Here is a 22,142-nt window from a genome sequence, read left to right on the forward strand (position 1 = left end):
GCTAGCCAAGTCCGTCCTTTCATGAGCTGCTTTAGCAGCCATGAAATGTAGTGTGTTACGCCACTTCATAGTGAAAGCCGCTAATGCTTTCATTATGAAGTTAGTGAGGTCAGATAGAGTGTTACGCCCAGAGAAAAGTCGTTCGATATTAACGACTTTTCGAGGAAGTAAGCCACTTAGGACTTGACAATATAGTCAAGTCCGTCCTTTCATGAGCTGCTTTAGCAGCCATGAAATGTAGTGTGTTACGCCACGGAATAATGAAAGCCGATAATACTTTCACTATGAAGTCAGTGAGGTCAGATAGAGTGTCACGCCCAGAGAAAAGTCGTTCGATATTAACGACTTTTCGAGGAAGTAAGCCACTTAGGACTTGACAATATAGTCAAGTCCGTCCTTTCATGAGCTACTTTAGTAGCCATGAAATGTAGTGTGTTAAATCACACAACTCTCACATTGGTTTGCGCCAACCTCTTCGCCGTCATCGGTAAAGGTACGGACGTAGTAGATGGACTTAACGCCTTTATTGAAGGCATAGTTTCGCAAGATTGATAGGTCACGTGTCGTCTGTTTGTTTTCGGTCTTCCACTCATAGATACCTTGAGGAATATCACTTCGCATGAAGAGGGTAAGGGATAGACCTTGGTCAACATGTTCTGTTGCAGCAGCGTAGACATCGATGACTTTTCGCATATCCATATCATAGGCTGATTTGTAGAACGGAATGGTTTCTGTCGCAAGTCCAGCCGCTGGATAGTAAATTTTCCCAATTTTCTTTTCTTGGCGTTCTTCAATCCGTTGAGTGATTGGGTGAATTGAAGCAGACACATCGTTGATGTAGCTGATCGAGCCGTTTGGTGCCACTGCTAGGCGGTTTTGGTGGTAGAGACCGTCTGTCTGTACTTTATTACGAAGGATAGCCCAGTCTTCTGCACTCGGCATAAAGATGCCTTCAAAGAGTTCTTTGACACGAGGAGAGCGTGGTTGGTAGTTGCCAGTGATGTATTTGTCGAAGTAAGCTCCATCCGCGTATTTTGATTTTTCAAAGTTATGGAAGGTCATCTTGCGCTCACGGGCAATGTTGTTTGACTCCACCAAAGTCCAGTAGTTGAGGAGCATGAAGTAGATGCTGGTAAACTCAACGGCTTCTGCTGATCCATAATCAATCAAGTTTTGAGCAAGGAAGCTGTGCAGTCCCATCGCTCCAAGACCGATGGAGTGGGCTTGACTATTTCCATGTTCGATAGATGGCACGGCTGAGATATGAGAATGGTCTGTCACATAGGTCAGAGCGCGGGTCATAGTGCGGACAGAGTGACCAAAGTCAGGGGATTTCATGAGGTTAACAATGTTGGTTGAACCAAGGTTGCATGACACATCTGTCCCCATTTTAAGGTATTCTTGTGAGTCGTTCAATTCGCTTGGAACCTGAACTTGGAGGATTTCCGAGCAGAGGTTCGACATGATGATTTTACCGTCTACAGGATTGCTACGGTTGGCAGTATCAATATTGATGACATAAGGGTAGCCAGATTCTTGTTGGAGTTTTGAAATCTCGGTTTCCAAATCGCGGGCCTTAATCTTAGTCTTGCGAATCCTTGGATTTGCGACCAATTCATCGTATTTGTCAGTAATGTCTATGTAGCTGTATGGGACACCATATTCACGCTCGATAGAGTAGGGACTAAAGAGGTACATATCCTCGTTCTTGCGTGCTAATTCGTAGAATTTATCTGGAATGGTAATCCCAAGCGAAAGGGTTTTGACACGTACTTTTTCATCGGCATTTTCTTTCTTAGTCGAAAGGAAGGCAATGATGTCTGGATGGAAGACGTCGAGGTAGACGACGCCAGCTCCCTGACGTTGTCCGAGTTGGTTCGAGTAAGAGAAGCTATCTTCAAAGAGCTTCATGACAGGAACGACACCAGATGCCGCTCCCTCGTAACCTTTAATCGGTGCACCTGCTTCACGCAGATTGCTGAGGGAGATTCCGACCCCGCCACCGATACGAGAGAGTTGGAGGGCAGAATTGATAGAACGCCCGATAGCATTCATATCATCTGTTACTTGGATGAGGAAACAAGAGACCAACTCTCCGCGACGTGCCCGTCCAGCGTTCAAGAAACTTGGGGTTGCAGGCTGATAGCGGAGGTGTATCATTTCATTTGCCAAATCCATGGCTAAGTCTTCGTTGCCTTCTGCAAAGTAAAGGGCGTTGAAGAGGACACGGTCTTCCATGCTTTCCAAATAGTAGGCACCATCGTTTGTCTTGAGGGCATACTGGTTGTAGAATTTATAGGCTGCCATGAAAGACTTGAAGCGGAAGTTCTGGTTTTTCAGGAATTGCGCTAATTTCTCAATAAAAGCAGGGCTATATTGCTCCAAAAAGGCCTGTTCCAAATAGTTTTCTTCTAGTAAGTATTGGATTTTATCGGTCATGCTCGCAAATGGTTTGGTGTTTGGGAGCACATTTTCCTTGAAGAAGGCCTTGAGGGCCTCTTGATCTTTATGAAGCGGGATTTGTCCATTGACTGGACGGTTGATTTCATTGTTCAGACGGAAATAGGAAACATCCCCTAATTCTTTCAAACTCATGTGGTAACTCTTTCTATGTTTTTCAATTTATACTCATCACAAATCAAAGTCTGGTGTTGTTCATTCGCCTTGCTGTAACAGTCTAGGAGACTGTTGGAGGTTGGAAATAGGGATTATGCATAATCCTCAGCTAACCTCAGTTCTACCTGAGGTTTCAAGGAGGCTAGCCTTATCTCTAGTCTTTTATGAAAACTAGTCAGTTCTTGATTTTTATAGAGTATTAGACGGTGGGCTTAGACAAGATTTTTTAATTTTCCGGGTTGGAAGCCAGAAAAGGTCTCAGTCTCAGTCTCAATGACAGGTGCCGCGGCAAATCCGAGGCTCTTGACATGTTCGATGAATTCGGGTTGCTCATCGAGGTTGATTTCCTTGAATGGAACCTGATGCTGGTCCAAGAAACGTTTGGTCATCTTGCATTGCACACAGTCATTTTTTGAATAAACAGTAATCATACAGTTCTCCTTTTTTTAATCACCCATATAGGATACAATGAAATCATCAAATTGTCAACTTAAAAAACTAAATATAGTGTCGGAACGAAAAGAAAAACACTATATATAGTGTAAACCTTGCTGTTATGCCATTTGAGAGGTTTTTCGTATGAGTTACAAACTATTTTCATATTTTTGCACAATAACGATTCTATTTGTTTGCTCCTGTCCTAAGAGGATTTTTGAAAGGAAGACAAAAAATTCTTGAAAATGATTTCAAGAAATGGTATAATGTCCGTTGTAAGGGTTATCACAATGAACCTTCAATATTGAAAAAATAAAGGAGAATCCAAATATGGCTTCAAAAGATTTCCACATTGTGGCAGAAACAGGTATCCACGCACGTCCAGCAACATTGCTTGTGCAAACAGCTAGCAAATTTGCTTCGGATATCACTTTGAACTACAAAGATAAATCAGTAAATCTTAAATCTATCATGGGTGTGATGAGTCTTGGTGTTGGCCAAGGTGCTGATGTAACCATCACAGCTGAAGGTGCTGACGCTGACGATGCAATCGCAGCAATCACTGAAACAATGGACAAGGAAGGTTTGGCGTAAGAGTATGACAGAAATGCTTAAAGGAATTGCAGCATCTGACGGTGTTGCGGTTGCGAAGGCATATCTACTCGTCCAACCAGATTTGTCATTTGAAACTGTTACAGTTGCAGATACAGATGCAGAAGAAGCTCGTTTGGATGCTGCTTTAGAAGCGTCACAAAACGAGCTTTCTCTAATTAGAGAGAACGCAGTAGCTAGCCTTGGTGAAGAAGCGGCAGCCGTTTTTGATGCCCATTTGATGGTTCTTGCTGATCCAGAAATGGTCGGTCAAATTAAAGAAACGATTCGCGCGAAAAAAGTCAACGCTGAAAGTGGATTGACAGAAGTAACAGATATGTTCATTGCCATCTTTGAGGGTATGGACGACAATCCATACATGCAAGAGCGTGCAGCAGATATTCGTGATGTGACCAAGCGTGTCTTGGCTCACTTGTTGGGTGTTCGCTTGCCGAACCCAGCAGCGATTTCAGAAGAGTCTATCGTCATTGCACATGACTTGACACCTTCTGATACAGCACAATTAGATAAAAACTTTGTAAAAGCATTTGTGACCAATATCGGTGGTCGTACTAGTCACTCAGCCATCATGGCGCGTACACTAGAGATTGCAGCGGTTCTTGGTACAAATAACATCACAGAAATTGTGAAAGACGGAGATGTTATTGCGGTAAATGGAATTACTGGTGAAGTCATCATCAATCCTTCAGACGAAGAAATTGCTACATTCAAAGCAGCTGGTGAAGCATACGCGAAGCAGAAAGCAGAGTGGGCACTTTTGAAAGATGCTCAGACTGTCACAGCTGACGGGAAGCATTTTGAATTGGCTGCCAACATCGGTACACCAAAAGATGTTGAAGGTGTCAACGACAATGGTGCAGAAGCAGTCGGTCTTTACCGTACTGAGTTCCTTTACATGGACTCACAAGATTTCCCGACAGAAGATGAGCAGTATGAAGCATATAAGGCTGTTCTTGAGGGAATGAACGGTAAACCAGTTGTTGTTCGTACCATGGATATTGGTGGAGATAAAGAACTTCCTTACTTCGATCTTCCGAACGAAATGAACCCATTCCTTGGTTTCCGTGCTCTTCGTATCTCGATTTCAGAGACTGGTAATCAAATGTTCCGTACGCAATTGCGTGCCCTTCTTCGCTCTTCTGTTCACGGTCAATTGCGGATTATGTTCCCAATGGTTGCCTTGATTACGGAATTCCGTGCAGCAAAAGCAATCTACGAAGAAGAAAAGGCGAAATTGCTTGCCGAAGGTGTAGCGGTAGCGGATAACATCCAAGTGGGAATCATGATTGAGATTCCAGCAGCTGCAATGCTTGCAGATCAATTTGCAAAAGAAGTTGATTTCTTCTCAATCGGAACCAACGACCTTATCCAGTACACGATGGCTGCTGACCGGATGAACGAGCAAGTGTCCTACCTTTACCAACCATACAACCCATCTATCCTTCGCTTGATTAACAACGTGATTAAAGCAGCGCATGCAGAAGGCAAATGGGCTGGTATGTGTGGAGAAATGGCAGGAGACCAACAAGCAGTACCACTTCTGGTCGGTATGGGCTTGGATGAGTTCTCAATGAGTGCCACTTCTGTCCTTCGTACACGTAGCTTGATGAAACAATTGGACACTGCGAAGATGCAAGAATATGCAAACCGTGCATTGACAGAATGCGCAACAGCAGAAGAAGTCCTTGCATTACAAAAGGAATACGTTCATTTTTAATACACGAATAAAATGAGAAAGAAGTCTGAAAGGGCTTCTTTTTTGATATACTCATTTATAGTGGATTGAGAAATAGGACAAGGAAAGGAGCTGCAGATAGAACAGGCGGTCATCAAAGCGACTTAACGTTGTCCTAACCACTATAGTTTATAACTAAAGATAGACAGCTGTTCTCGCTTTAGCTAGTTAGAGCTGAGAATCCCCTTGGGGATAGCTCGCCTTATATTCATCGAACACTACGTCAGTCTCCTATTTTTGCCGCAGTCGTTGCGAATGTTGTTCGCTTTATGGATATGTAAGAAATAATCCAGTGGATTGTTTCTTTAACGAGAGTACATTCGCTTTTTTCAAGTCCTCGTATCTTGTGGAAGTCTGAATTGTGTTCGAGCTAAGCACTGTGTGCTTCAACAGTCTAGGAATAGACTGTTGAAGGTTGGAAATAGAACGAGCGATGCTCGTGTCAAAAGCCCTCGTATCTTATACTAAAACGCCCAGCTTGGTAATCCATCAAGCTGGGTATTGGTTGTTAAGATTTATGGTAAAACTTATTGTGCTGGTAGTTGGGGTCAAAAGTGACGTTAACCCCGAGTTTTCGTAGGACATTGCGATCCTCTTCAGGTAGGGTCACGGTAGAGTGGCATTCGCTGCCTTTCAAATTCCCCAATTGTTTCATGGCAAGGTCTGCTTCTGACTTGTTCATAGCAGTAATGGCAAGGGCAATTAGTAGCTCGCTTGAGTGGAGCCGTGGATTGCGGTTACCGAGGTGGTTGATTTTGAGGTTCTGAATCGGTTTGACATACTCAGGCTCAATCAAGTGAGTCTTCTTGTCAATCTTGGCTAGGTTTTTAATGGCATTGATGATGACAGCGGCTGAAGGGCCAAAGAGTTCAGAGGTTTTCCCTGTGACAATCTCGCCATTTGGTAGTTCAATGGCAAGCGCTGGTTGGCCAGTTGCTTCTGCTTTTTCCCGCGCAGCAATGGTCACCTTGCGGTCACTTGCTGAAACGCCTACTTCATTCATCAAGAGTTCAATCTTTTTCACAGCTGATTCCGGAACGCGCTCGGCCTTGAAATCCACCAAGGTTTGATAGTAGCGACGGATGATTTCTTCTTTTGATGCGGCAATGGCTGCCTCTTCATTGACAATCGAGTAGCCCACCATGTTGACACCCATGTCCGTCGGTGACGCATAAGGAGACTTGTTCAAGATGCGCTCAAAGGTTCGGTTGAGAACAGGGAAGACTTCGATGTCACGGTTGTAGTTGACCGCAGTTTTGCCATAGTTTTGCAAGTGGAAGGGGTCAATCATATTGAGGTCATCTAGGTCAGCAGTTGCTGCTTCATAGGCAAGGTTGACAGGGTGATGAAGCGGTAAATTCCAGACAGGGAAGGTTTCAAATTTAGCATATCCTGCCTTGATCCCATGTAATTGGTCATGGTAAAGCTGGGAGATACAGGTTGCCAACTTACCAGAGCCAGGGCCGGGGGCTGTCACGACAATCAGATTGCGACTGGTTTTGATATAGTCATTTTTCCCCATACCCTCAGGAGAAATAATATGGTCAATATCGGACGGATAGCCCTTGATAGGGTAGTGTAGATAAGATGTAATCCCATTTTTTTCCAACTGGTGGCGGAAAGCGTCAGCAGCTGGCTGGTTGGTGTACTGGGTAATGACGACAGAACCGACATAGATGCCCAAGTCATTGAAGGTATCGATTAGGCGTAATACTTCCTGATCATAGGAAATGCCTAAATCGCCCCTCGCCTTAGAATGCTCAATATTGCTAGCGTTAATGGCAATGACAATCTCTACCTGTTCCTTCAATTCTTGGAGGAGCTTGATTTTATTATCAGGTTCATAACCGGGTAGAACGCGGGCTGCGTGGAAATCTTCCAGCATTTTTCCGCCAAATTCCATATACAATTTTCCATCAAATTGCTGGATGCGTTCTAAAATATGGTCACGCTGTAATTGTAAGTACTTTGTTGAATCAAAAGCAATTTTTTTCACATTTTTCACCTCCTTTAAGATTATAATAAAAAGTTTTCAAAAAGAAAACGATTTACCATTATTTTGGTAAAAATATATTTTTAAACAAACACTTAATTTTTGTTAAACAAATCATTGACTTTTTTTTTTTAGAAAAGAAGAGTAAAATATAATTAAGTAATTGTTTAATAAAAATAAAGTTGAAAAAGCCGTGTCTATGATGCAGGTAACTGAGAATTTCTGACCACTTACTGGGGGATGCGCACCACTTGCTGAAATAGCCTTGCTTTTTGGGAAGTTACGGCTATAATAAAGCTATAAAAAGGAGAATACGTATGAAAAAGATGTTGAAAAATAGACTATTTATGCTATCATTTGTGGCTGATATGGTGTCTAATTTTGGGGATGTCCTCTATTATTTGGCCATGATGAACTATGTTTTGCTCTTGCCAGATACCAAATTAGCTCTTTCTATGATTACCTTGTCTGAAACTTTGCCGATTTTAGCTGGTCTCTTCATTGGGATGTGGGCGGACAAGACCAAAAATAAGCTGGATACGATTGTAGGAACCTTGGTTGTTCGGGTCTTGTTCTACGGGATTGTTGGCCTTGTCATGGGTTTTTCACCAGCCTTGTGGATCGTGGCGGTGGTCTGTGTTGTCAATCTTTTGTCAGATATTGCGGGGCAATACGAATCCTATCTCTTTATGCCAGTGAGTTTACGAGTAATTTCAAATGAAGACCGTGAAGCGGCTTTGGCCTTTCGTCAAGGGATTGGGGCTATCTTGCGTATCGTCTTTCAGTCTAGTGGTGCGGTCTTAATCGGAGTGATGACCTATCAGCAGTTAGCCTTTTTCAATGCAGGAACTTTTTTCCTCAGTCTCTTGATTACCCTGAGTATCCGTCCTGCTTTGAAGAAATTACTGGCTGACAATCCCTTGAAGCAAGAGGTCAAGAAGGAGGGGTCTAGAAATCTCGTTTCAGATATGAAACAGGATTTCCTTGCTTCTTATCAAGCAGTCCAAGGAATCCCTGTGTTGAAGGCGGTGATTCTAGTACTGACAGCTTTGAACGCTCTCTTTGTCGCTTTGACCCCTTTGATGATTTTATCCATAAAAGAAATGCCAGATTTTGTCATCTTTAACGGACCAATGACCATTGCGGCTGTTTCCATTACCTATCTCGTCGGATCGATTTTGGGTAGTTTGCTGACGACCAGTTTATTTAAAGAGATGACGATTGCCAGGTTGACAAAATGGGTGGTTTATGTTCCCGTATTTCTCTTTGTGAGCTTTTACCTCCGATTTGTCTATGGTGTTTTCGTCTGCATGTTTTTGGTAGCAATCTTTGCAGGGGTGATGAACCCCAAAATCCATGCCCTTATCTATCGTGCCTTGCCAGAATATCAACTGGCAACGATTAGCGCGGGGATTACGACCTTCGTTCAGCTAGGCATAGTGGTGATGCAGGGGGTGATGTCTGTCTTGATTGTGCTTTGTGGTGCTAGAAGCATTTCGATGATTTTTTTCTTGCTTTCTCTTGCCCTTTTGGTCTATACTATAAGAAATGTAGCATCTATGGTAGAAGAATAGGATCATCGTATGGAATTACTGTATAGCAAACATCGTAGTGAAATTGTCGAATTTTTAATGGCTCCTTTCTATGTCCAAAAGAAACAGATAGAGGAAGCCGAGGAGAGAAGCCAAAAAGCAAAAGAGATTTTGAAAGAGGCTCTGTTGGTGGAGCAGCAGTTGGAATCACTCTTTGAGGATATGACTGAACGTTTACCTACTTACCTGTTTGGAGCCAATTTTAGTTTTCTCCATTATCTGTATTTTGAATTGTTAGAAGTAGGACAAGATCCCAAAACACTAGAAGAGGCTTGTCAGCTGATAGCTGAAGTTTCGCAAGAGACGGCTGAGCGGGCCCTCCGCTTTGCCTTAGTCGCAATCAGTCGAGGGGAGGACAATCAAGAGGCGGATTTGTTAGAATTGCTGGAGCAGACAGACCTAAAAGCTGAGGAGAAGTGGGAATGGTTTCAAGCCATTCGCAGGCCCTTGGACACAATTCGTGAGCAGCTCGCCTTGGTCTCAGCCGTAGCTCCCTTGTATCGTCCTTTTTACGAGCAATTTCAGAGGCAGAGAACAGAATTTGTGCAACAGTTTTCGTGTGAGGAAATCTTTGGTGAATATGGCTTGTACAAGTCGGTTTGTATCGAAGAATTGGGCTATGATGAGATTCAGTTTTTTGTCATAAGTCCTTGGTTGGTACATTTTTCCTATGTTTGCAATAGCCATTACAAGATCCATCCTGCCATCTTATGTGTATCGGTAGACATTGACAAGCTCCTCTTGACGGATCAATCGATGGACGAAGATTTGCTGACTGCGACCTTAAAAATCATGAGTGATGAGACGCGCTACAAGGTTATGGTGGCCTTAACCAAACCGCATGCTAAGAGTAAGGACATTGCAGAACAGTTGAACATTACAGGAGCAGCAGTGTCCTTTCACACTCAAAAACTCATCAATGCCAAGCTCTTGCTCTTTAACACGAATGATAAGACGGTCAAGTTTGATGCTAATAAGAGTTTGCTACGGGAAATGATTGCGAAGCTAGAAGAAGATTTTGATTTGTAAGAGGGTTGAAGGGTTGAACCATACGGTTTAAGCCCTTTTCAAGCCCATGGCAGTTAGGAAGCAGATGTAATAGGCAAGTTCCTTGTTTACTCCCCCTGAAAGTATGGTATAATAGTAAAAATTTGACGAGGTAGAGCGATGACAAAAGAACCATTTATCAGTAAAGAAGCGCTAGAAGTGATTACAGAAGCCTTTCCTACTCCATTTCATCTGTATGATGAGAAAGGGATTCGTGAGAAGGCACGCGCCTTGTACCAAGCTTTTTCGTGGAACAAGGGTTTCAAGGAGTATTTTGCAGTCAAGGCCACTCCGACACCTGCTATCTTGAAGATTTTAAAAGAAGAAGGCTGCGGGGTCGATTGTGCGACCGATGTCGAGGTGATAATGAGTGAAAAGCTAGGTTTTACAGACATTATGTTTACCTCAAATGACACTCAAGGGTCGGAATTTGTCTACGCGCGGGAAGTGGGAGCGATTATCAACTTGGATGCCTATGAGCATATTTCTTTCTTGGAAGAAGTGGCGGGGATTCCAGAAGCGGTCTGCCTGCGTTACAATCCTGGCGGTGTCTTTTCACTGGGAACAGATATCATGGACCATCCGGAAGAATCAAAATTCGGCATGACCAAGGAGCAATTGCTGCAAGGTTACCGTGAATTGAAAGAACTTGGAGTGAAAGAATTTGGTCTTCATGCCTTCTTGGCTTCTAATACCGTGACCAATGACTATTATCCAACCTTGGCAAAACAATTATTTGAATTGGCGCTTGAGATTCGTGAGCAGACAGGTGTTGTGCTTGACTTTATCAACCTGTCTGGTGGTATTGGTGTGAACTACCGTCCAGAGCAAGAGGCGAATGATATTGCCGCGATTGGTGAAGGGGTTCGTAAGGCCTATGAAGATGTCTTGACACCTGCGGGAATGGGTGAGGTCAAGATCTATACCGAACTCGGGCGCTTTATGTTGGCACCTCATGGGCATTTGGTGACCAAGGTTCTCCACCGTAAGGAAACCTATCGCACCTATATTGGAGTGGATGCCTCAGCAGCCAATCTCATGCGGCCAGCTTTCTACGGGGCTTACCATCATATCACTAATATCAGCCGTCCTGATGCCCCGGTTGAAGTGGTAGATGTGGTTGGCTCCTTGTGTGAAAACAATGACAAGTTTGCGGTGCAGCGGGACTTGCCACAGGCGGAAGTGGGCGATACGCTCGTCATTCACGATGCGGGTGCACATGGCTTTTCCATGGGCTATAACTATAACGGTCGCCTGCGCTCGGCAGAGATTTTGCTCCAAGAAGATGGAAGCGCGCGTATGATTCGTCGGGCAGAAAAGCCAGAGGATTATTTTGCGACCTTGTATGGCTTTGATTTTGAGAAATAATACTCGTCAAAAATCAAAGTCTGACGTCGTTAACTCATCTTGCTGAACTTCAGTTCTAGCTACGATTTCGTTGCCTAGTCAGATTTTGATTTTTATAGAGTATAAAGAGGCTTTAAAATGAAAAAGAAGAATTGGTTATGGGTATTCCCCTTGATTGCTTTAATCGGTCGTGGCGTTTACTACTATCAGCGAGAAGTCAAGCGGGAAAAAGAAGCAGAGAGAGTGCGACAAGCGCAAGTTGTTCGACAATTTAACGAAGAACAGCAAAGAGCACAGCGCAAGCAGGTATCAGAAGGGCTGGCAAAAATCGTCGGTGATACCTATTTGAATGGCTATCAGTTGGAGAAAGACGGGGAGACCTATACGCTGAAAGATTCGGCAGGTACAGTTGTTTTAGACCAGATTGAAGAGTATGAAAATACCCAGAGTTCTTTATTTGTATTTGTAAAAGAAGACGGTATCTATGCGGTGAATACGAAAACAAATGCCCAATATGGTCCATACCGCAGTGCCTCAGTCGTCCAGTTGGTAAAAGGTGAGCAATCCTTGTCTGAAAAGGGACTGGCTTATCGAGAAAATGATCGCATTTATGTGTTACGGCAGGATGGGCAAACGGAGGTCAAAGGCACGGAAGGAAACTTTGAGACAGCCACAACTTTCACCTACATGATTGATAGCGGCATGTTGCGGGGTGGGTAGTTCTAAAAACACATCCGCTCTTTTTGTTCTCTTTTAGTCGTGAAGAACTTTTAAGATAAATCTTGGAAATTCCACGTAAATTTGGTATAATAGGGAGAATTGATTTTGTAATTTAGAAAATAGGAGATAGATATGGATCTAGGTCTTGCAATTGTATTGATTATCGTAGCCTTTGCTGGCGGTGTTGCTTTAGGAATTTACCTGTCACGCAAACAGGTGGAAAACTACATCGCTGATAAGCCTGTTTTAGACGAGAATGCCCTCCGTGCCATGATGAGCCAAATGGGTCAAAAACCAAGTGAAGCTAAAGTACAACAAGTGCTTCGTCAAATCAAGAGTCAGCAAAAAATCACGACTAAGAAAAAATAATCAAGTGGGGGAAGTGGGACACCAGTCGAAATGTCGGAAACATCGACTGTCCTCACTCTCCTATTTTTTAATTCGTGTGAGCTTCTCTTAGGAGGAGTTGCACTCAATAAGGAAACATTATGGATAATCGACCTATTGGATTTTTAGATTCGGGTGTGGGTGGTTTGACCGTTGCGCGTGAATTGATGCGCCAGCTGCCCCACGAAGAAATCGTGTATATTGGGGATTCTGCGAGAGCCCCTTATGGTCCGCGCCCTGCTGAACAAATCCGAGAGTACACATGGGAATTGGTTCAGTTTTTACAAACAAAAAATGTCAAGATGATTGTCTTTGCCTGCAATACAGCAACGGCAGTTGCTTGGGAAGAAGTCAAGGCCAAGTTAGACATTCCTGTTCTCGGTGTGATTTTGCCAGGAGCATCATCGGCAATCAAGGCTTCAAAGACAGGAAAAATCGGTGTGTTAGGGACAGCCATGACCATCCAGTCAGACATCTATCGGGAAAAAATTCAGGCTCTATCTCCCGATACACAGGTGACCAGTCTTGCCTGTCCCAAGTTTGTTCCTTTGGTGGAGTCAAACAATTACCAGTCAAGTCTAGCAAAAAAAGTGGTCTATGAAACGCTTCAAAGCATGAAAGGCATGGCCGATACGGTCGTGCTAGGTTGTACCCACTATCCCTTGCTCCGTCCCATAATCCAAAATGTCTTGGGGCAGGATGTGACCTTGATTGATAGTGGGGCAGAATGCGCACGGGACATCTCTGTCTTGCTCAATTATTTTGAAATCAACCACAGCAGAACCGCAGAGAAACCGCAACATTTCTTTTATACGACAGCTAGTCCAGCGGCCTTTCGGGAAATTGCGGAAAACTGGCTCGGAAAAGACATACAGGTGGAGCATGTAAGCCTGTGACAGAAAAGATTTACAAATACAAGGACGAACAAGATTGGTATGTCGGAAGTTGGAAAGGGTTGAAGACTATCTCAGGCTTGGGAAATGAGAGCACGACTAAACATTTTTTCTGAGTCGTGTCTGCGATCGCCTTCACGAAGCCTGCTCTCACTGCTGGAAAATGGAGACGGGTCCCAATGGATTTTCCTTGACGATTGTGAAGAAAAGTTCCGATTTTTGTTTGCTTTCCTTTACCATCGACATCATCAATGACAATACCGAGCGCAATCTTGAAGTAGTCGAACACCAAGGCACGGTTTTGGTGGTGGAAAAGGGGCGTCTACTCTATCTCCATTTGCCTAAGGGAGGAAGAAGAATTTTGGCGCAGACTGTAACAAGTATTTGAAGAAAACTGGAGTGTAGAAACGATGACAGAAAAAATCTATGAATACAAAGATGCCAATGATTGGTATCTTGGCACATGGGCTGAGTTTAGCTATTTGACGTGTTTTGGTGATGATGAACACTGCGAAAGTGTTCGGAGACGTTTTTATCAGTTGCTAGAACGACTATCGCTTGAGGGCTTGCAGGTTCATGTTGTGAAATATGGCTCGGCTTTCTCCTTTTTGAACTTTCTCGTTCAAATCATCAATGAAAAGCTCAGACGCAAGTTGTCGGTTGTCCAGCACAAGGGAGCGGTCCTCGTGATGGATGGGCAGCAGATTATCGATATTCAGCTGCCACAGGCTGGTGTAGTAGCAGAGACTTTCTTTGGTCAGGGAGATTTGCCAACAGCTGTTGGGGATACTATTTTAATTGCGACCCAAAATGAAGGAAAGACGACTGAATTCCGTCAGTTCTTTGAAAAATTGGGCTACAAGGTGGAAAATCTCAATGTCTACCCTGAGCTGCCAGATGTGGCTGAGACAGGCGTGACCTTTGAAGAAAATGCCCGTCTTAAAGCGGAAACCATTGCTAATCTGACAGGAAAAATCGTGCTGGCAGATGATTCGGGTCTTAAGGTTGACAAACTCGGTGGTATGCCGGGTGTCTGGTCAGCACGTTTTTCTGGTCCTGACGCGACCGATGCAAGAAACAATGCCAAATTGCTCCATGAGTTGGCTATGGTCTTTGAACCAAAAGATCGTTCAGCTCAATTCCACTGTACCTTGGTTGTTGCAGCACCAAATGTCGATAGTCTCGTTGTTGAAGCGGATTGGGATGGCTATATTGCAACTGTTCCGCAAGGGGAAAATGGATTTGGCTATGACCCGCTCTTCTTGGTAGGAGAAACAGGTCGGACAGCAGCCCAATTGAGCTTGGAGGAAAAAAATAGCCAGTCTCACCGTGCTCAAGCACTCAAAAAATTATTGGAGGTATTTCCAGCATGGCAAGAACAGAACCTCAAACACTTTTAGTCATGAGTGATTCGCACGGCGACCGTGCCATTGTCCAAGAAGTAAAAGAACGCTATCTAGGAAAGGTCGCTGCGATGTTTCATAATGGTGATTCAGAGCTAGATGCTAAGGATTCTCTCTGGGATGGCATTTATGTGGTCAGAGGAAACTGTGATTATGACTCTGCTTATCCCAATCAACTTGTGATTCAACTGGGAGATGTGACAATTGCACAGACCCACGGACATCTGTATGGTATCAATTTTAGTTGGATGCGACTGGATTATTGGGCAGAAGAGGTAGGAGCAGACATCTGTCTCTATGGACATCTACATGTACCAGATGCCAGCGTGCGGGGCAAGACGCTCTTTGTCAATCCAGGATCCATTCGTCAACCACGGGGAATGATTCAGGAATGCCTCTATGCGATTCTTACGATTTTTGAGGACCATATCCATATTGACTATTACAATCGCGATCACCAAGTCTACGCACCACTAACAAAGGATATTCCAAGATGATTACACGTGAATTTGAAACCTTTCTCTTAGCGCAGGAAGAAACCTTTTTGACTCCGGCGAATAAATTGGCAGTGATTATTGATACACATAATATCGATCATGCCAAGCTCTTACTTAGCCACATGACCTACTCACGCGTCCCTGTCGTCACGGAGGACAATTGCTTTGTCGGTACGATTGGTCTGCGGGAAATTGTTAAATACCAATCTGAAAATGAATTGACAGATGACCAGCTGCACATGGATATTTCCCTTATTGTGGAAAAGGATGTCGCAACCGTTGGGGCCTCTTATCACCTAGAAGAAGTCATGCGAAAATTGGTGGATCAAGCATTCTTACCAGTCGTTGGTGAACAAGGAGAATTTCTAGGCATTATCACTCGCAAGTCCATTTTAAAGGCTGTTAATGCCCTGCTTCACAACTTCACACTCGGGTCAAAGTGATGAAGGAAATGACACAGTATATTCAGGAGTTTCTTGCGACGAAAAAGCTATCTGAAAACTCAAAAACGGCTTATCTCTATGATTTAGAGCAGTTTAGCAAGCAGTGCGTAAGACCAAATCCGACGACCTTAGCACTCTATCAAGCCTTTTTACAAGATTTAAAACCAGCTGCTCAAAAGCGCAAGCTGTCTGCTGTTAATCAGTTTTTATTCTATCTTTATGAAAACGGCATTTTGGACCGCTATTATAAGATGAAAGCCCCTCAGCAGGTGTTATCAAAGCCTGTAGGTACGAGCTTGGAAGATTTGAGCTTTTTATGGGCGGAGACCAAGTATAAAGACGGACAGAAGATCGCACTCTTGATTGCTTACCTAGGGCTTTTACCGAGTGAGTTAGCTGTTATGAAACAAGCAGATATAGACCGAAATTTTCAGGTCTTGGCTATTCAAAAGTCGGCTCAGAAGCGGATTATCCCGATTCCAAATCAGTTGTTTCCACTTTTAGAAGTGGAAAAGGGGATTTATCTGTTTGATAAGAATGGATCGTCTTATTCCCGTCAGTGGTTTTTCAAGCGCTTGAGTGCATTTTTAGAGGAACAAGGAAAGTCGGAATGGAATGCCCAGAAGTTGCGGGAACAATTTATCCTGAGGCAATTGCAGGCTGGCAAAGAGTTGGCAGACATTGCCAAGTTGTTGGGCTTAAAAACAACGATGAGTCTAGAAAAATACAAACATGGATATTAAATTAAAAGATTTTGAAGGACCGCTTGATTTACTCCTTCACTTAGTGTCTAAGTACCAAATGGACATCTACGAAGTGCCGATTACCGAAGTCATCGAGCAATATCTTGCCTATATCGCGACCCTACAAGCCATGCGTCTTGAGATTGCTGGCGAATACATGGTTATGGCCAGTCAGCTGATGCTGATCAAGAGCCGCAGGCTTTTGCCCAAGGTCGTGGAGCAGGAGGAGGTTACAGATGATCCCGAGCAGGAATTGCTGTCACAATTGGAAGAATATCGTACCTTTAAGGTCCTCAGTGAAAAATTAAAGGAACAGCACGAGGAACGCGCTCACTATTTTTCCAAACCCAAGTTGGAATTGGTCTATGATGATGTGACCTTAGCGCAAGACAAGTCGGTGATTGATATTTTTCTCGCCTTTTCAAAAGTCATGGCTGAAAAGCAGGAAGAATTGCGGGTGAGCCATACGACCATTGCGCGTGATGAATATAAAATCGAAGATATGATGGAGCAGGTTCGCAGGCAGTTTCAAAGAGGAAAACGCTTGGTCTTGCGGGAATTGTTTGTCCAAAGTCGGGATATGAATGAAGTGATTACCATTTTTTTGGCGACGCTTGAAATGGTCAAAAGTAAGGAAATCACCATGGAACAGACCGAAAATTTTGGAGAGATTTACTTGATAAGGAGTGAAGATGAGCCGATTAGCTGAGATTGAAGTGCTCTTATTTGTAGCAGGAGAAGAGGGCTTGACGGTCCGCAATATGGCTGAAATGCTGGATTTACAGCCGTCAGCTATTATACAACAGCTCGAAAAATTAACTGAAAAACACCAGGCAGATAATCAGTCAGGGCTTGCTATTTTGGAGTCGTCGAGTCGCTACAAATTGGTCACAAAAAAAGAGTACGCAGACCTCCTGCGTACCTATGCCAAAACGCCGATGAACCAATCGATGTCACGTGCCCTTCTGGAAACTCTGTCCATTATCGCCTACAAGCAGCCGATTACGAGGATTGAAGTAGATAGCATTCGCGGGGTCAACTCAAGCGGAGCCATCAGCAAATTACAGGCCTTTGACCTCATTCGGGAAAATGGTAAAAAAGAGGTCTTAGGGCGTCCCAATTTATATGTCACAACCGATTATTTCCTCGATTATATGGGAATCAATCAGTTGGAGGAATTGCCCGAGGTGTCAGAACTTGATTTGGTCGATGAAGAAACCGAATTGTTCGTAGAAAGAAAAGAGATAGAAGAAGATGAGAATCAATAAATACATCGCTCACGCTGGCGTGGCTAGCCGTCGAAAGGCTGAAGAGCTGATTAAGCAGGGCTTGGTGACGGTCAATGGTCAAGTTGTACGTGAACTTGGAACGACCATTAAATCAGGTGATAGGGTTGAAGTGGAAGGCCAGCCGATTTACAATGAGGAGAAGGTCTACTACCTTCTCAACAAACCGCGCGGGGTGATTTCAAGTGTATCAGATGACAAGGGCAGAAAGACCGTGATTGATCTTCTACCACAGGTGACGGAGCGAATCTACCCTGTGGGACGATTGGACTGGGATACATCAGGGGTCTTGCTTTTGACCAATGACGGAGATTTCACCGATGAAATGATTCACCCACGTAATGAGATTGATAAGGTCTATGTGGCGCGTGTTAAAGGAATTGCGAATAAAGAAGTCTTGCGCCCCTTGACCCGTGGAGTGGTCATTGACGGCAAGAAAACCAAGCCAGCCGTGTACAATATCTTGAAAGTAGATTCCGTGAAAAACCGATCGGTCGTTGAATTGACCATTCATGAGGGACGCAATCATCAGGTGAAAAAGATGTTCGAAGCTGTTGGTTTGCAGGTGGACAAGCTATCTCGGGCCCGCTTTGGCAATCTCGACTTGACGGGGCTTCGTCCGGGAGAATCCCGCAAATTGAACAAGAAAGATGTCAGCAAGCTCCATACTCTTGCTGTCACGAAGAAGCAGAAAAAATGACGGTTCTCTTGATAGGGCTAGTGCGCCTCTACCAGCGCTTTATCTCCCCCCTTTTCCCGCCTAGTTGCCGCTACCAACCGACCTGTTCAAGCTACATGATTGAGGCGCTCCAAAAGCATGGACTAAAAGGCCTTCTCATGGGGATAGCGCGCATCCTACGCTGTCACCCCTTTGTGGCAGGAGGCAAAGACCCAGTACCCGATACCTTCAGCCTCAAGCGCCAGCAGGTGGATGAATAGGTGCTGTTCTAAAGTGAAGCAATTATAAAAAAGAGATTTTTACAGTTTGGTCGCAGGAAAAAGAGTTGAATTGTGAGATACGGATAACAATTTGCGATGTTCATTGCTTTTTCAACGAATGATTTTCTTCATGCGTTTGTTCTGAAGATTGTCTGCTGACTATTGCATTATCTTTCAAGTTTTGCTACACTCTTTTTATGGCGAGACTTTATGATGTACAGCAATTGCTGAAACGTTTTGGAATTATTGTATATATGGGCAATCGACTCTATGATATTGAATTGATGCAGATTGAATTGCATGGTCTTTATCAAGCAGGTGTCATCGATCGATTGGAGTACATGGAAGCAGAGATGGTTTTAAGACGAGAGCATCGTTTGGAGTTAGAATATCAAAAGAAAAAGGAGAGTTAAATGTCAACCTTATATGTATTACTGGCATTTGTTGTATTAGTAGGAGCTTGGATCGCATTCAATTATTGGCGTTTGCGTCAAGCAGCAAAAGTAGTCGAAAATCATGAATTCGCTCAAAAAATTCACAATGGGCAACTGATTGATTTGCGTGAGCCAACTGAATATCGGAAGAAACATATTATGGGTGCTCGTAATATTCCTTATCAACAATTGAAACAGAGCCTTGCAGCCCTTCGCAAGGATAAGCCTGTCTTGCTTTATGAAAACGATCGTGGGCAACTGGTCACTCAAGCAGCCCTCTATTTGAAAAAGCAAGGTTTTAACGAAATTTATATTCTTGGCTATGGTTTGAATGGCTGGGACGGAAAAGTGAAAAGCAACTAGATGAAAGGGAGCAGAACTGCTCTTTTTTATTGAATTGTTGTAGATATTTTTTACAGATTGGTTCAAGGGTAAGTATGGTATAATAAGAACTATGAGAATTATTTCTGGAAATTACGGTGGCAGACCGCTCAAAACCTTAGCCGGAAAGACAACACGTCCGACATCTGACAAGGTTCGCGGTGCCATGTTTAATATGATTGGCCCTTATTTTGATGGGGGGCGTGTCTTGGATTTATTTGCAGGAAGTGGTGGCTTGTCTATTGAGGCCATTTCACGTGGCATGGAGCAGGCAGTTCTGGTGGAGCGCGACCGACAAGCGCAAGCCATCATTAAAGAAAACATTGCCATGACCAAGGAAGCTAGTAAGTTTCAGTTCTTGCAGATGGAGGCTCAGCATGCGCTAGAGGTGGTAAATGGTCCTTTTGACCTCGTCTTTTTAGACCCACCTTACGCCAAGGAAACGATTGTAGAGACGGTCACGGCCTTGTGTCAGAAACAGTTGCTGGCAGAAGAAGTCATGGTGGTCTGTGAGACAGACAAGCAGGTCCAGCTTCCAGAAGAAATCGCGGACTTGGGCATTTGGAAAGAAAAAATCTATGGAATTAGCAAGGTGACGGTTTATGTCAGGTAAAATTGGACTTTTTACGGGGTCATTTGACCCTCTTACAAATGGGCATTTGGACTTGATTAGGCGTGCCAGTCAGCTCTTTGATGCCCTCTACGTAGGTATCTTTATCAATCCGCACAAGCAAGGGCTGTTGACAAGCGAGAAACGCAAACGATTGATTGAAGAGGCAGTAGCCGAGATGCCTACGGTCAAGGTCTTGGTCGCCCAAGATGAACTGGTTGTGGATGTGGCGAAAAAAATCGGTGCCAGTTACTTGGTGCGTGGTCTGCGCAACGGGATTGACCTGGAATACGAATCCAGTTTTGATTTTTACAATCGCAGGTTGGCGCCAGAACTTGAGACTATTTATCTAGTAGCAAGGCCCGAATATAAGTTCGTCTCCTCCATTCAAGTGCGGGAACTCCTGCATTTTCAGCAAGACATCAGCCCTTATGTACCTAAAATCATTAGCAAGGAACTCATGAAGTATGAAAAAAAATAAAAAACTAGTTCTAATTCTATCCATTGTCTTCTCAACCATCTTGTTGTGGGTTGCCTTTTTATTCCCACTTCCCTACTATATCGAAAGCCCTGGTGGTGCAGCTGATATTCGTACAGTCTTAACCGTTGGTGGAAAAGAGGATGAACAGTCAGGCTCCTATAATTTTGTCTATGTGCAAGTCAAGCCAGCTACGGCTATTCAACTCCTCTTTGCTAGCCTTGATTCGCACTCTGATATTATTTCCAAGGAAGAGTTGGCAGGTGGCGCAAACAGTGAAGAATTCTACCGTATCAATCAATTCTATATGGAAACTTCCCAGAACATCGCCAAATATCAGGGATTGACTTTGGCGAAGAAAGAAACATCTTTGGAATTTTTCGGGGTTTATGTCCTCAATGTGACCGAGGATTCCACTTTTAAGCATATTTTGAATATTGCTGATACTGTGGTTAGCGTCAATGGTAAAACCTTCAAAAGTTCGCTAGAGTTGATTGAATACGTCAGCAGTCTGGAGCTGGGGAGCGATGTCAGGGTAGGCTATGTGAGCGCTGGTCAGGAATTGACCGCAGATGGAAAAATCATCAAGCTAGAAAATGGGAAAAATGGCATTGGGATCGGCCTTGTAGACCATACAGAAGTCAAAAGCAGTGAGCAGATTGATTTTCAGACAGGAAGCATTGGTGGTCCAAGTGCAGGCTTGATGTTTACGCTAGCCATTTACACCCAATTGGCAGATTCTGATTTACGGGACGGTCGCATGATTGCGGGGACTGGAACGATTGGAGAAGATGGTTCCGTCGGTGATATTGGTGGTGCCGACAAGAAAGTCCTCTCCGCGGCTAAAGCAGGAGCCAGTGTGTTCTTTGTTCCCAATAATCCAGTCGATAAAGAGATTTTGAAACAACATCCAGATGCCAAAACCAATTATGAAGAAGCAATGGAAGCTGTCAAAAAGGATAAATTGGATATCGAAGTTGTACCCGTGACCAATGTCAAGGAAGCCATTGACTATCTGAAGAAAACCAAGAGCCAATAAGGGCTTTCAGAGTGTAGACAAACGCAAGAACTATTCAAAAGCCCTGCTAATGTAACATTCTGTTTTTCGATTTCCTTGAGCGAAGCGAGCTGCATCAGATACTTTTCGCTGTGGTAAACGTAGAGACTGGATAAAAGTCCAAGCCCTAAATATAAAAAGCGAACAAAACTAGTTTTCTACCCCTCAGAATTCTGTTTAGTTCGCTTTTTGTATCTAATTTATCCATTTGAAGGTTTGATGATAAAGAATCTCAAAAATCAAAATCTTTTTGCCCCAGCCTCTACTCGGAAATGTTGAGACTTTAGGCTCAACATTTAGGTATGGAATCCCGCAGGAAGTCGCTACCATTCGCACCACTTAAGAAAAGTATCCCAAAAGAATGTTTCTTCATTCTAAGAGTCAATAGGGGTTCTTTTTTAATACTTTGAAATGGCTTGAGGAATAGGGAGCGAAGGGAGTTTAAAATTGATATTTGTCGCTGTAGTGCAATTCCTAGCAATTGAAACTCCGAC

The 22,142-nt window shown here is 43.7% G+C and carries 25 protein-coding genes; 22 read left to right on the top strand and 3 right to left on the bottom strand.

Annotated features, from left to right (window positions below; translation table 11 throughout):
• Positions 1-435: 435 nt before the first annotated feature.
• Together nrdE and nrdH are read right to left on the bottom strand one after the other, a co-directional pair.
• The gene (gene nrdE, locus E4T82_RS04935; RefSeq protein WP_135181754.1) at positions 436-2,595 is read right to left on the bottom strand and encodes a class 1b ribonucleoside-diphosphate reductase subunit alpha; all 2,160 of its coding nucleotides are present in this window, start codon (positions 2,593-2,595) and stop codon (positions 436-438) included.
• A 233-nt stretch (positions 2,596-2,828) separates the two neighbouring features.
• Positions 2,829-3,047, bottom strand: coding sequence for a glutaredoxin-like protein NrdH (nrdH, locus tag E4T82_RS04940; protein ID WP_135181755.1), 219 nt, complete (start codon positions 3,045-3,047; stop codon positions 2,829-2,831).
• Positions 3,048-3,381: 334 nt separating this feature from the next.
• Between nrdH and E4T82_RS04945 the strand changes: the two genes are divergently transcribed.
• Together E4T82_RS04945 and ptsP are read left to right on the top strand one after the other, a co-directional pair.
• Positions 3,382-3,645 (top strand): phosphocarrier protein HPr, encoded by a 264-nt coding sequence (locus tag E4T82_RS04945; protein WP_018378296.1) that lies wholly within the window; start codon positions 3,382-3,384, stop codon positions 3,643-3,645.
• 4 nt (positions 3,646-3,649) lie between these two features.
• Entirely contained in the window at positions 3,650-5,380 is a 1,731-nt protein-coding gene (gene ptsP, locus E4T82_RS04950) for a phosphoenolpyruvate--protein phosphotransferase (protein WP_135181756.1), read from the top strand.
• A gap of 526 nt (positions 5,381-5,906) precedes the next feature.
• Here the strand turns inward: ptsP and E4T82_RS04955 are convergent.
• Positions 5,907-7,394 (bottom strand): DUF1846 domain-containing protein, encoded by a 1,488-nt coding sequence (locus E4T82_RS04955; RefSeq protein ID WP_135181757.1) that lies wholly within the window; start codon positions 7,392-7,394, stop codon positions 5,907-5,909.
• A 314-nt stretch (positions 7,395-7,708) separates the two neighbouring features.
• On the opposite strand from E4T82_RS04955, the gene E4T82_RS04960 reads away from it, so the two are divergent.
• The 20 genes from E4T82_RS04960 to E4T82_RS05055 all read left to right on the top strand — a co-directional run bounded on the left by E4T82_RS04960 (position 7,709) and on the right by E4T82_RS05055 (position 21,630).
• Complete coding sequence (locus E4T82_RS04960; protein ID WP_135181758.1) at positions 7,709-8,965, top strand: MFS transporter; 1,257 nt, start codon at positions 7,709-7,711, stop codon at positions 8,963-8,965.
• Between the two features lie 9 nt (positions 8,966-8,974).
• On the top strand, positions 8,975-10,012 hold the full coding sequence (locus E4T82_RS04965; RefSeq protein ID WP_135181759.1) for a winged helix-turn-helix transcriptional regulator: 1,038 nt from the start codon (positions 8,975-8,977) through the stop codon (positions 10,010-10,012).
• A gap of 138 nt (positions 10,013-10,150) precedes the next feature.
• Positions 10,151-11,398, top strand: coding sequence for a diaminopimelate decarboxylase (locus E4T82_RS04970; RefSeq protein WP_135181760.1), 1,248 nt, complete (start codon positions 10,151-10,153; stop codon positions 11,396-11,398).
• 117 nt (positions 11,399-11,515) lie between these two features.
• Positions 11,516-12,097 (top strand): hypothetical protein, encoded by a 582-nt coding sequence (locus E4T82_RS04975; RefSeq protein ID WP_135181761.1) that lies wholly within the window; start codon positions 11,516-11,518, stop codon positions 12,095-12,097.
• A gap of 132 nt (positions 12,098-12,229) precedes the next feature.
• A complete protein-coding gene (locus E4T82_RS04980) occupies positions 12,230-12,466 on the top strand; it encodes a YneF family protein (protein WP_135181762.1) in 237 nt (78 codons plus the stop codon).
• 119 nt (positions 12,467-12,585) lie between these two features.
• Positions 12,586-13,380 carry a glutamate racemase gene (gene racE, locus E4T82_RS04985; protein ID WP_135181763.1) on the top strand — a complete coding sequence of 265 codons (795 nt, stop codon included), beginning with the start codon at positions 12,586-12,588 and terminating at the stop codon, positions 13,378-13,380.
• Between the two features lie 160 nt (positions 13,381-13,540).
• Positions 13,541-13,765, top strand: coding sequence for a hypothetical protein (locus tag E4T82_RS04990; protein ID WP_135181764.1), 225 nt, complete (start codon positions 13,541-13,543; stop codon positions 13,763-13,765).
• 22 nt (positions 13,766-13,787) lie between these two features.
• The gene (locus E4T82_RS04995; protein WP_135181765.1) at positions 13,788-14,777 is read left to right on the top strand and encodes a nucleoside-triphosphate diphosphatase; all 990 of its coding nucleotides are present in this window, start codon (positions 13,788-13,790) and stop codon (positions 14,775-14,777) included.
• On the top strand, positions 14,747-15,277 hold the full coding sequence (locus E4T82_RS05000; RefSeq protein WP_135181766.1) for a metallophosphoesterase: 531 nt from the start codon (positions 14,747-14,749) through the stop codon (positions 15,275-15,277). The genes E4T82_RS04995 and E4T82_RS05000 overlap by 31 nt, the downstream gene beginning before the upstream one ends.
• Positions 15,274-15,720 (top strand): cyclic-di-AMP-binding protein CbpB, encoded by a 447-nt coding sequence (gene cbpB / locus E4T82_RS05005; RefSeq protein WP_135181767.1) that lies wholly within the window; start codon positions 15,274-15,276, stop codon positions 15,718-15,720. Before E4T82_RS05000 ends, cbpB begins: the two co-directional genes overlap by 4 nt.
• A gap of 8 nt (positions 15,721-15,728) precedes the next feature.
• Positions 15,729-16,463, top strand: a complete 735-nt coding sequence (gene xerD, locus E4T82_RS05010) for a site-specific tyrosine recombinase XerD (protein WP_135181768.1) — start codon at positions 15,729-15,731, stop codon at positions 16,461-16,463.
• A complete protein-coding gene (locus E4T82_RS05015) occupies positions 16,453-17,172 on the top strand; it encodes a segregation/condensation protein A (RefSeq protein ID WP_135181769.1) in 720 nt (239 codons plus the stop codon). Before xerD ends, E4T82_RS05015 begins: the two co-directional genes overlap by 11 nt.
• Positions 17,156-17,731 carry an SMC-Scp complex subunit ScpB gene (scpB, locus tag E4T82_RS05020; protein ID WP_135181770.1) on the top strand — a complete coding sequence of 192 codons (576 nt, stop codon included), beginning with the start codon at positions 17,156-17,158 and terminating at the stop codon, positions 17,729-17,731. The genes E4T82_RS05015 and scpB overlap by 17 nt, the downstream gene beginning before the upstream one ends.
• Positions 17,718-18,449 carry a pseudouridine synthase gene (locus tag E4T82_RS05025; protein ID WP_135181771.1) on the top strand — a complete coding sequence of 244 codons (732 nt, stop codon included), beginning with the start codon at positions 17,718-17,720 and terminating at the stop codon, positions 18,447-18,449. Before scpB ends, E4T82_RS05025 begins: the two co-directional genes overlap by 14 nt.
• On the top strand, positions 18,446-18,688 hold the full coding sequence (yidD, locus tag E4T82_RS05030) for a membrane protein insertion efficiency factor YidD (RefSeq protein ID WP_135181772.1): 243 nt from the start codon (positions 18,446-18,448) through the stop codon (positions 18,686-18,688). The genes E4T82_RS05025 and yidD overlap by 4 nt, the downstream gene beginning before the upstream one ends.
• Before the next feature lie 197 nt (positions 18,689-18,885).
• Positions 18,886-19,101 (top strand): YqgQ family protein, encoded by a 216-nt coding sequence (locus tag E4T82_RS05035; RefSeq protein WP_135181773.1) that lies wholly within the window; start codon positions 18,886-18,888, stop codon positions 19,099-19,101.
• Entirely contained in the window at positions 19,102-19,485 is a 384-nt protein-coding gene (locus E4T82_RS05040; protein ID WP_135181774.1) for a rhodanese-like domain-containing protein, read from the top strand.
• Between the two features lie 91 nt (positions 19,486-19,576).
• Positions 19,577-20,116 (top strand): 16S rRNA (guanine(966)-N(2))-methyltransferase RsmD, encoded by a 540-nt coding sequence (gene rsmD / locus E4T82_RS05045; protein WP_135181775.1) that lies wholly within the window; start codon positions 19,577-19,579, stop codon positions 20,114-20,116.
• A complete protein-coding gene (gene coaD, locus E4T82_RS05050) occupies positions 20,106-20,594 on the top strand; it encodes a pantetheine-phosphate adenylyltransferase (protein ID WP_135181776.1) in 489 nt (162 codons plus the stop codon). Before rsmD ends, coaD begins: the two co-directional genes overlap by 11 nt.
• On the top strand, positions 20,581-21,630 hold the full coding sequence (locus E4T82_RS05055) for a SepM family pheromone-processing serine protease (protein WP_135181777.1): 1,050 nt from the start codon (positions 20,581-20,583) through the stop codon (positions 21,628-21,630). Before coaD ends, E4T82_RS05055 begins: the two co-directional genes overlap by 14 nt.
• Positions 21,631-22,142: the final 512 nt, after the last annotated feature.

It is taken from the genome of Streptococcus cuniculi (genome assembly GCF_004570575.1).
In the GTDB taxonomy this organism is placed as follows: Bacteria; Bacillota; Bacilli; order Lactobacillales; family Streptococcaceae; genus Streptococcus; species Streptococcus cuniculi_A.

What these genes read in the sequence shown, in the direction of transcription:
- nrdE (WP_135181754.1), bottom strand. Translation starts at nt 2,595, where the DNA reads ATGAGTTTGAAAGAATTAGGGGATGTTTCCTATTTCCGTCTGAACAAT.
- nrdH (WP_135181755.1), bottom strand. Translation starts at nt 3,047, where the DNA reads ATGATTACTGTTTATTCAAAAAATGACTGTGTGCAATGCAAGATGACC.
- E4T82_RS04945 (WP_018378296.1), top strand. Translation starts at nt 3,382, where the DNA reads ATGGCTTCAAAAGATTTCCACATTGTGGCAGAAACAGGTATCCACGCA.
- ptsP (WP_135181756.1), top strand. Translation starts at nt 3,650, where the DNA reads ATGACAGAAATGCTTAAAGGAATTGCAGCATCTGACGGTGTTGCGGTT.
- E4T82_RS04960 (WP_135181758.1), top strand. Translation starts at nt 7,709, where the DNA reads ATGAAAAAGATGTTGAAAAATAGACTATTTATGCTATCATTTGTGGCT.
- E4T82_RS04965 (WP_135181759.1), top strand. Translation starts at nt 8,975, where the DNA reads ATGGAATTACTGTATAGCAAACATCGTAGTGAAATTGTCGAATTTTTA.
- E4T82_RS04970 (WP_135181760.1), top strand. Translation starts at nt 10,151, where the DNA reads ATGACAAAAGAACCATTTATCAGTAAAGAAGCGCTAGAAGTGATTACA.
- E4T82_RS04975 (WP_135181761.1), top strand. Translation starts at nt 11,516, where the DNA reads ATGAAAAAGAAGAATTGGTTATGGGTATTCCCCTTGATTGCTTTAATC.
- E4T82_RS04980 (WP_135181762.1), top strand. Translation starts at nt 12,230, where the DNA reads ATGGATCTAGGTCTTGCAATTGTATTGATTATCGTAGCCTTTGCTGGC.
- racE (WP_135181763.1), top strand. Translation starts at nt 12,586, where the DNA reads ATGGATAATCGACCTATTGGATTTTTAGATTCGGGTGTGGGTGGTTTG.
- E4T82_RS04990 (WP_135181764.1), top strand. Translation starts at nt 13,541, where the DNA reads ATGGAGACGGGTCCCAATGGATTTTCCTTGACGATTGTGAAGAAAAGT.
- E4T82_RS04995 (WP_135181765.1), top strand. Translation starts at nt 13,788, where the DNA reads ATGACAGAAAAAATCTATGAATACAAAGATGCCAATGATTGGTATCTT.
- E4T82_RS05000 (WP_135181766.1), top strand. Translation starts at nt 14,747, where the DNA reads ATGGCAAGAACAGAACCTCAAACACTTTTAGTCATGAGTGATTCGCAC.
- cbpB (WP_135181767.1), top strand. Translation starts at nt 15,274, where the DNA reads ATGATTACACGTGAATTTGAAACCTTTCTCTTAGCGCAGGAAGAAACC.
- xerD (WP_135181768.1), top strand. Translation starts at nt 15,729, where the DNA reads ATGACACAGTATATTCAGGAGTTTCTTGCGACGAAAAAGCTATCTGAA.
- E4T82_RS05015 (WP_135181769.1), top strand. Translation starts at nt 16,453, where the DNA reads ATGGATATTAAATTAAAAGATTTTGAAGGACCGCTTGATTTACTCCTT.
- scpB (WP_135181770.1), top strand. Translation starts at nt 17,156, where the DNA reads ATGAGCCGATTAGCTGAGATTGAAGTGCTCTTATTTGTAGCAGGAGAA.
- E4T82_RS05025 (WP_135181771.1), top strand. Translation starts at nt 17,718, where the DNA reads ATGAGAATCAATAAATACATCGCTCACGCTGGCGTGGCTAGCCGTCGA.
- yidD (WP_135181772.1), top strand. Translation starts at nt 18,446, where the DNA reads ATGACGGTTCTCTTGATAGGGCTAGTGCGCCTCTACCAGCGCTTTATC.
- E4T82_RS05035 (WP_135181773.1), top strand. Translation starts at nt 18,886, where the DNA reads ATGGCGAGACTTTATGATGTACAGCAATTGCTGAAACGTTTTGGAATT.
- E4T82_RS05040 (WP_135181774.1), top strand. Translation starts at nt 19,102, where the DNA reads ATGTCAACCTTATATGTATTACTGGCATTTGTTGTATTAGTAGGAGCT.
- rsmD (WP_135181775.1), top strand. Translation starts at nt 19,577, where the DNA reads ATGAGAATTATTTCTGGAAATTACGGTGGCAGACCGCTCAAAACCTTA.
- coaD (WP_135181776.1), top strand. Translation starts at nt 20,106, where the DNA reads ATGTCAGGTAAAATTGGACTTTTTACGGGGTCATTTGACCCTCTTACA.
- E4T82_RS05055 (WP_135181777.1), top strand. Translation starts at nt 20,581, where the DNA reads ATGAAAAAAAATAAAAAACTAGTTCTAATTCTATCCATTGTCTTCTCA.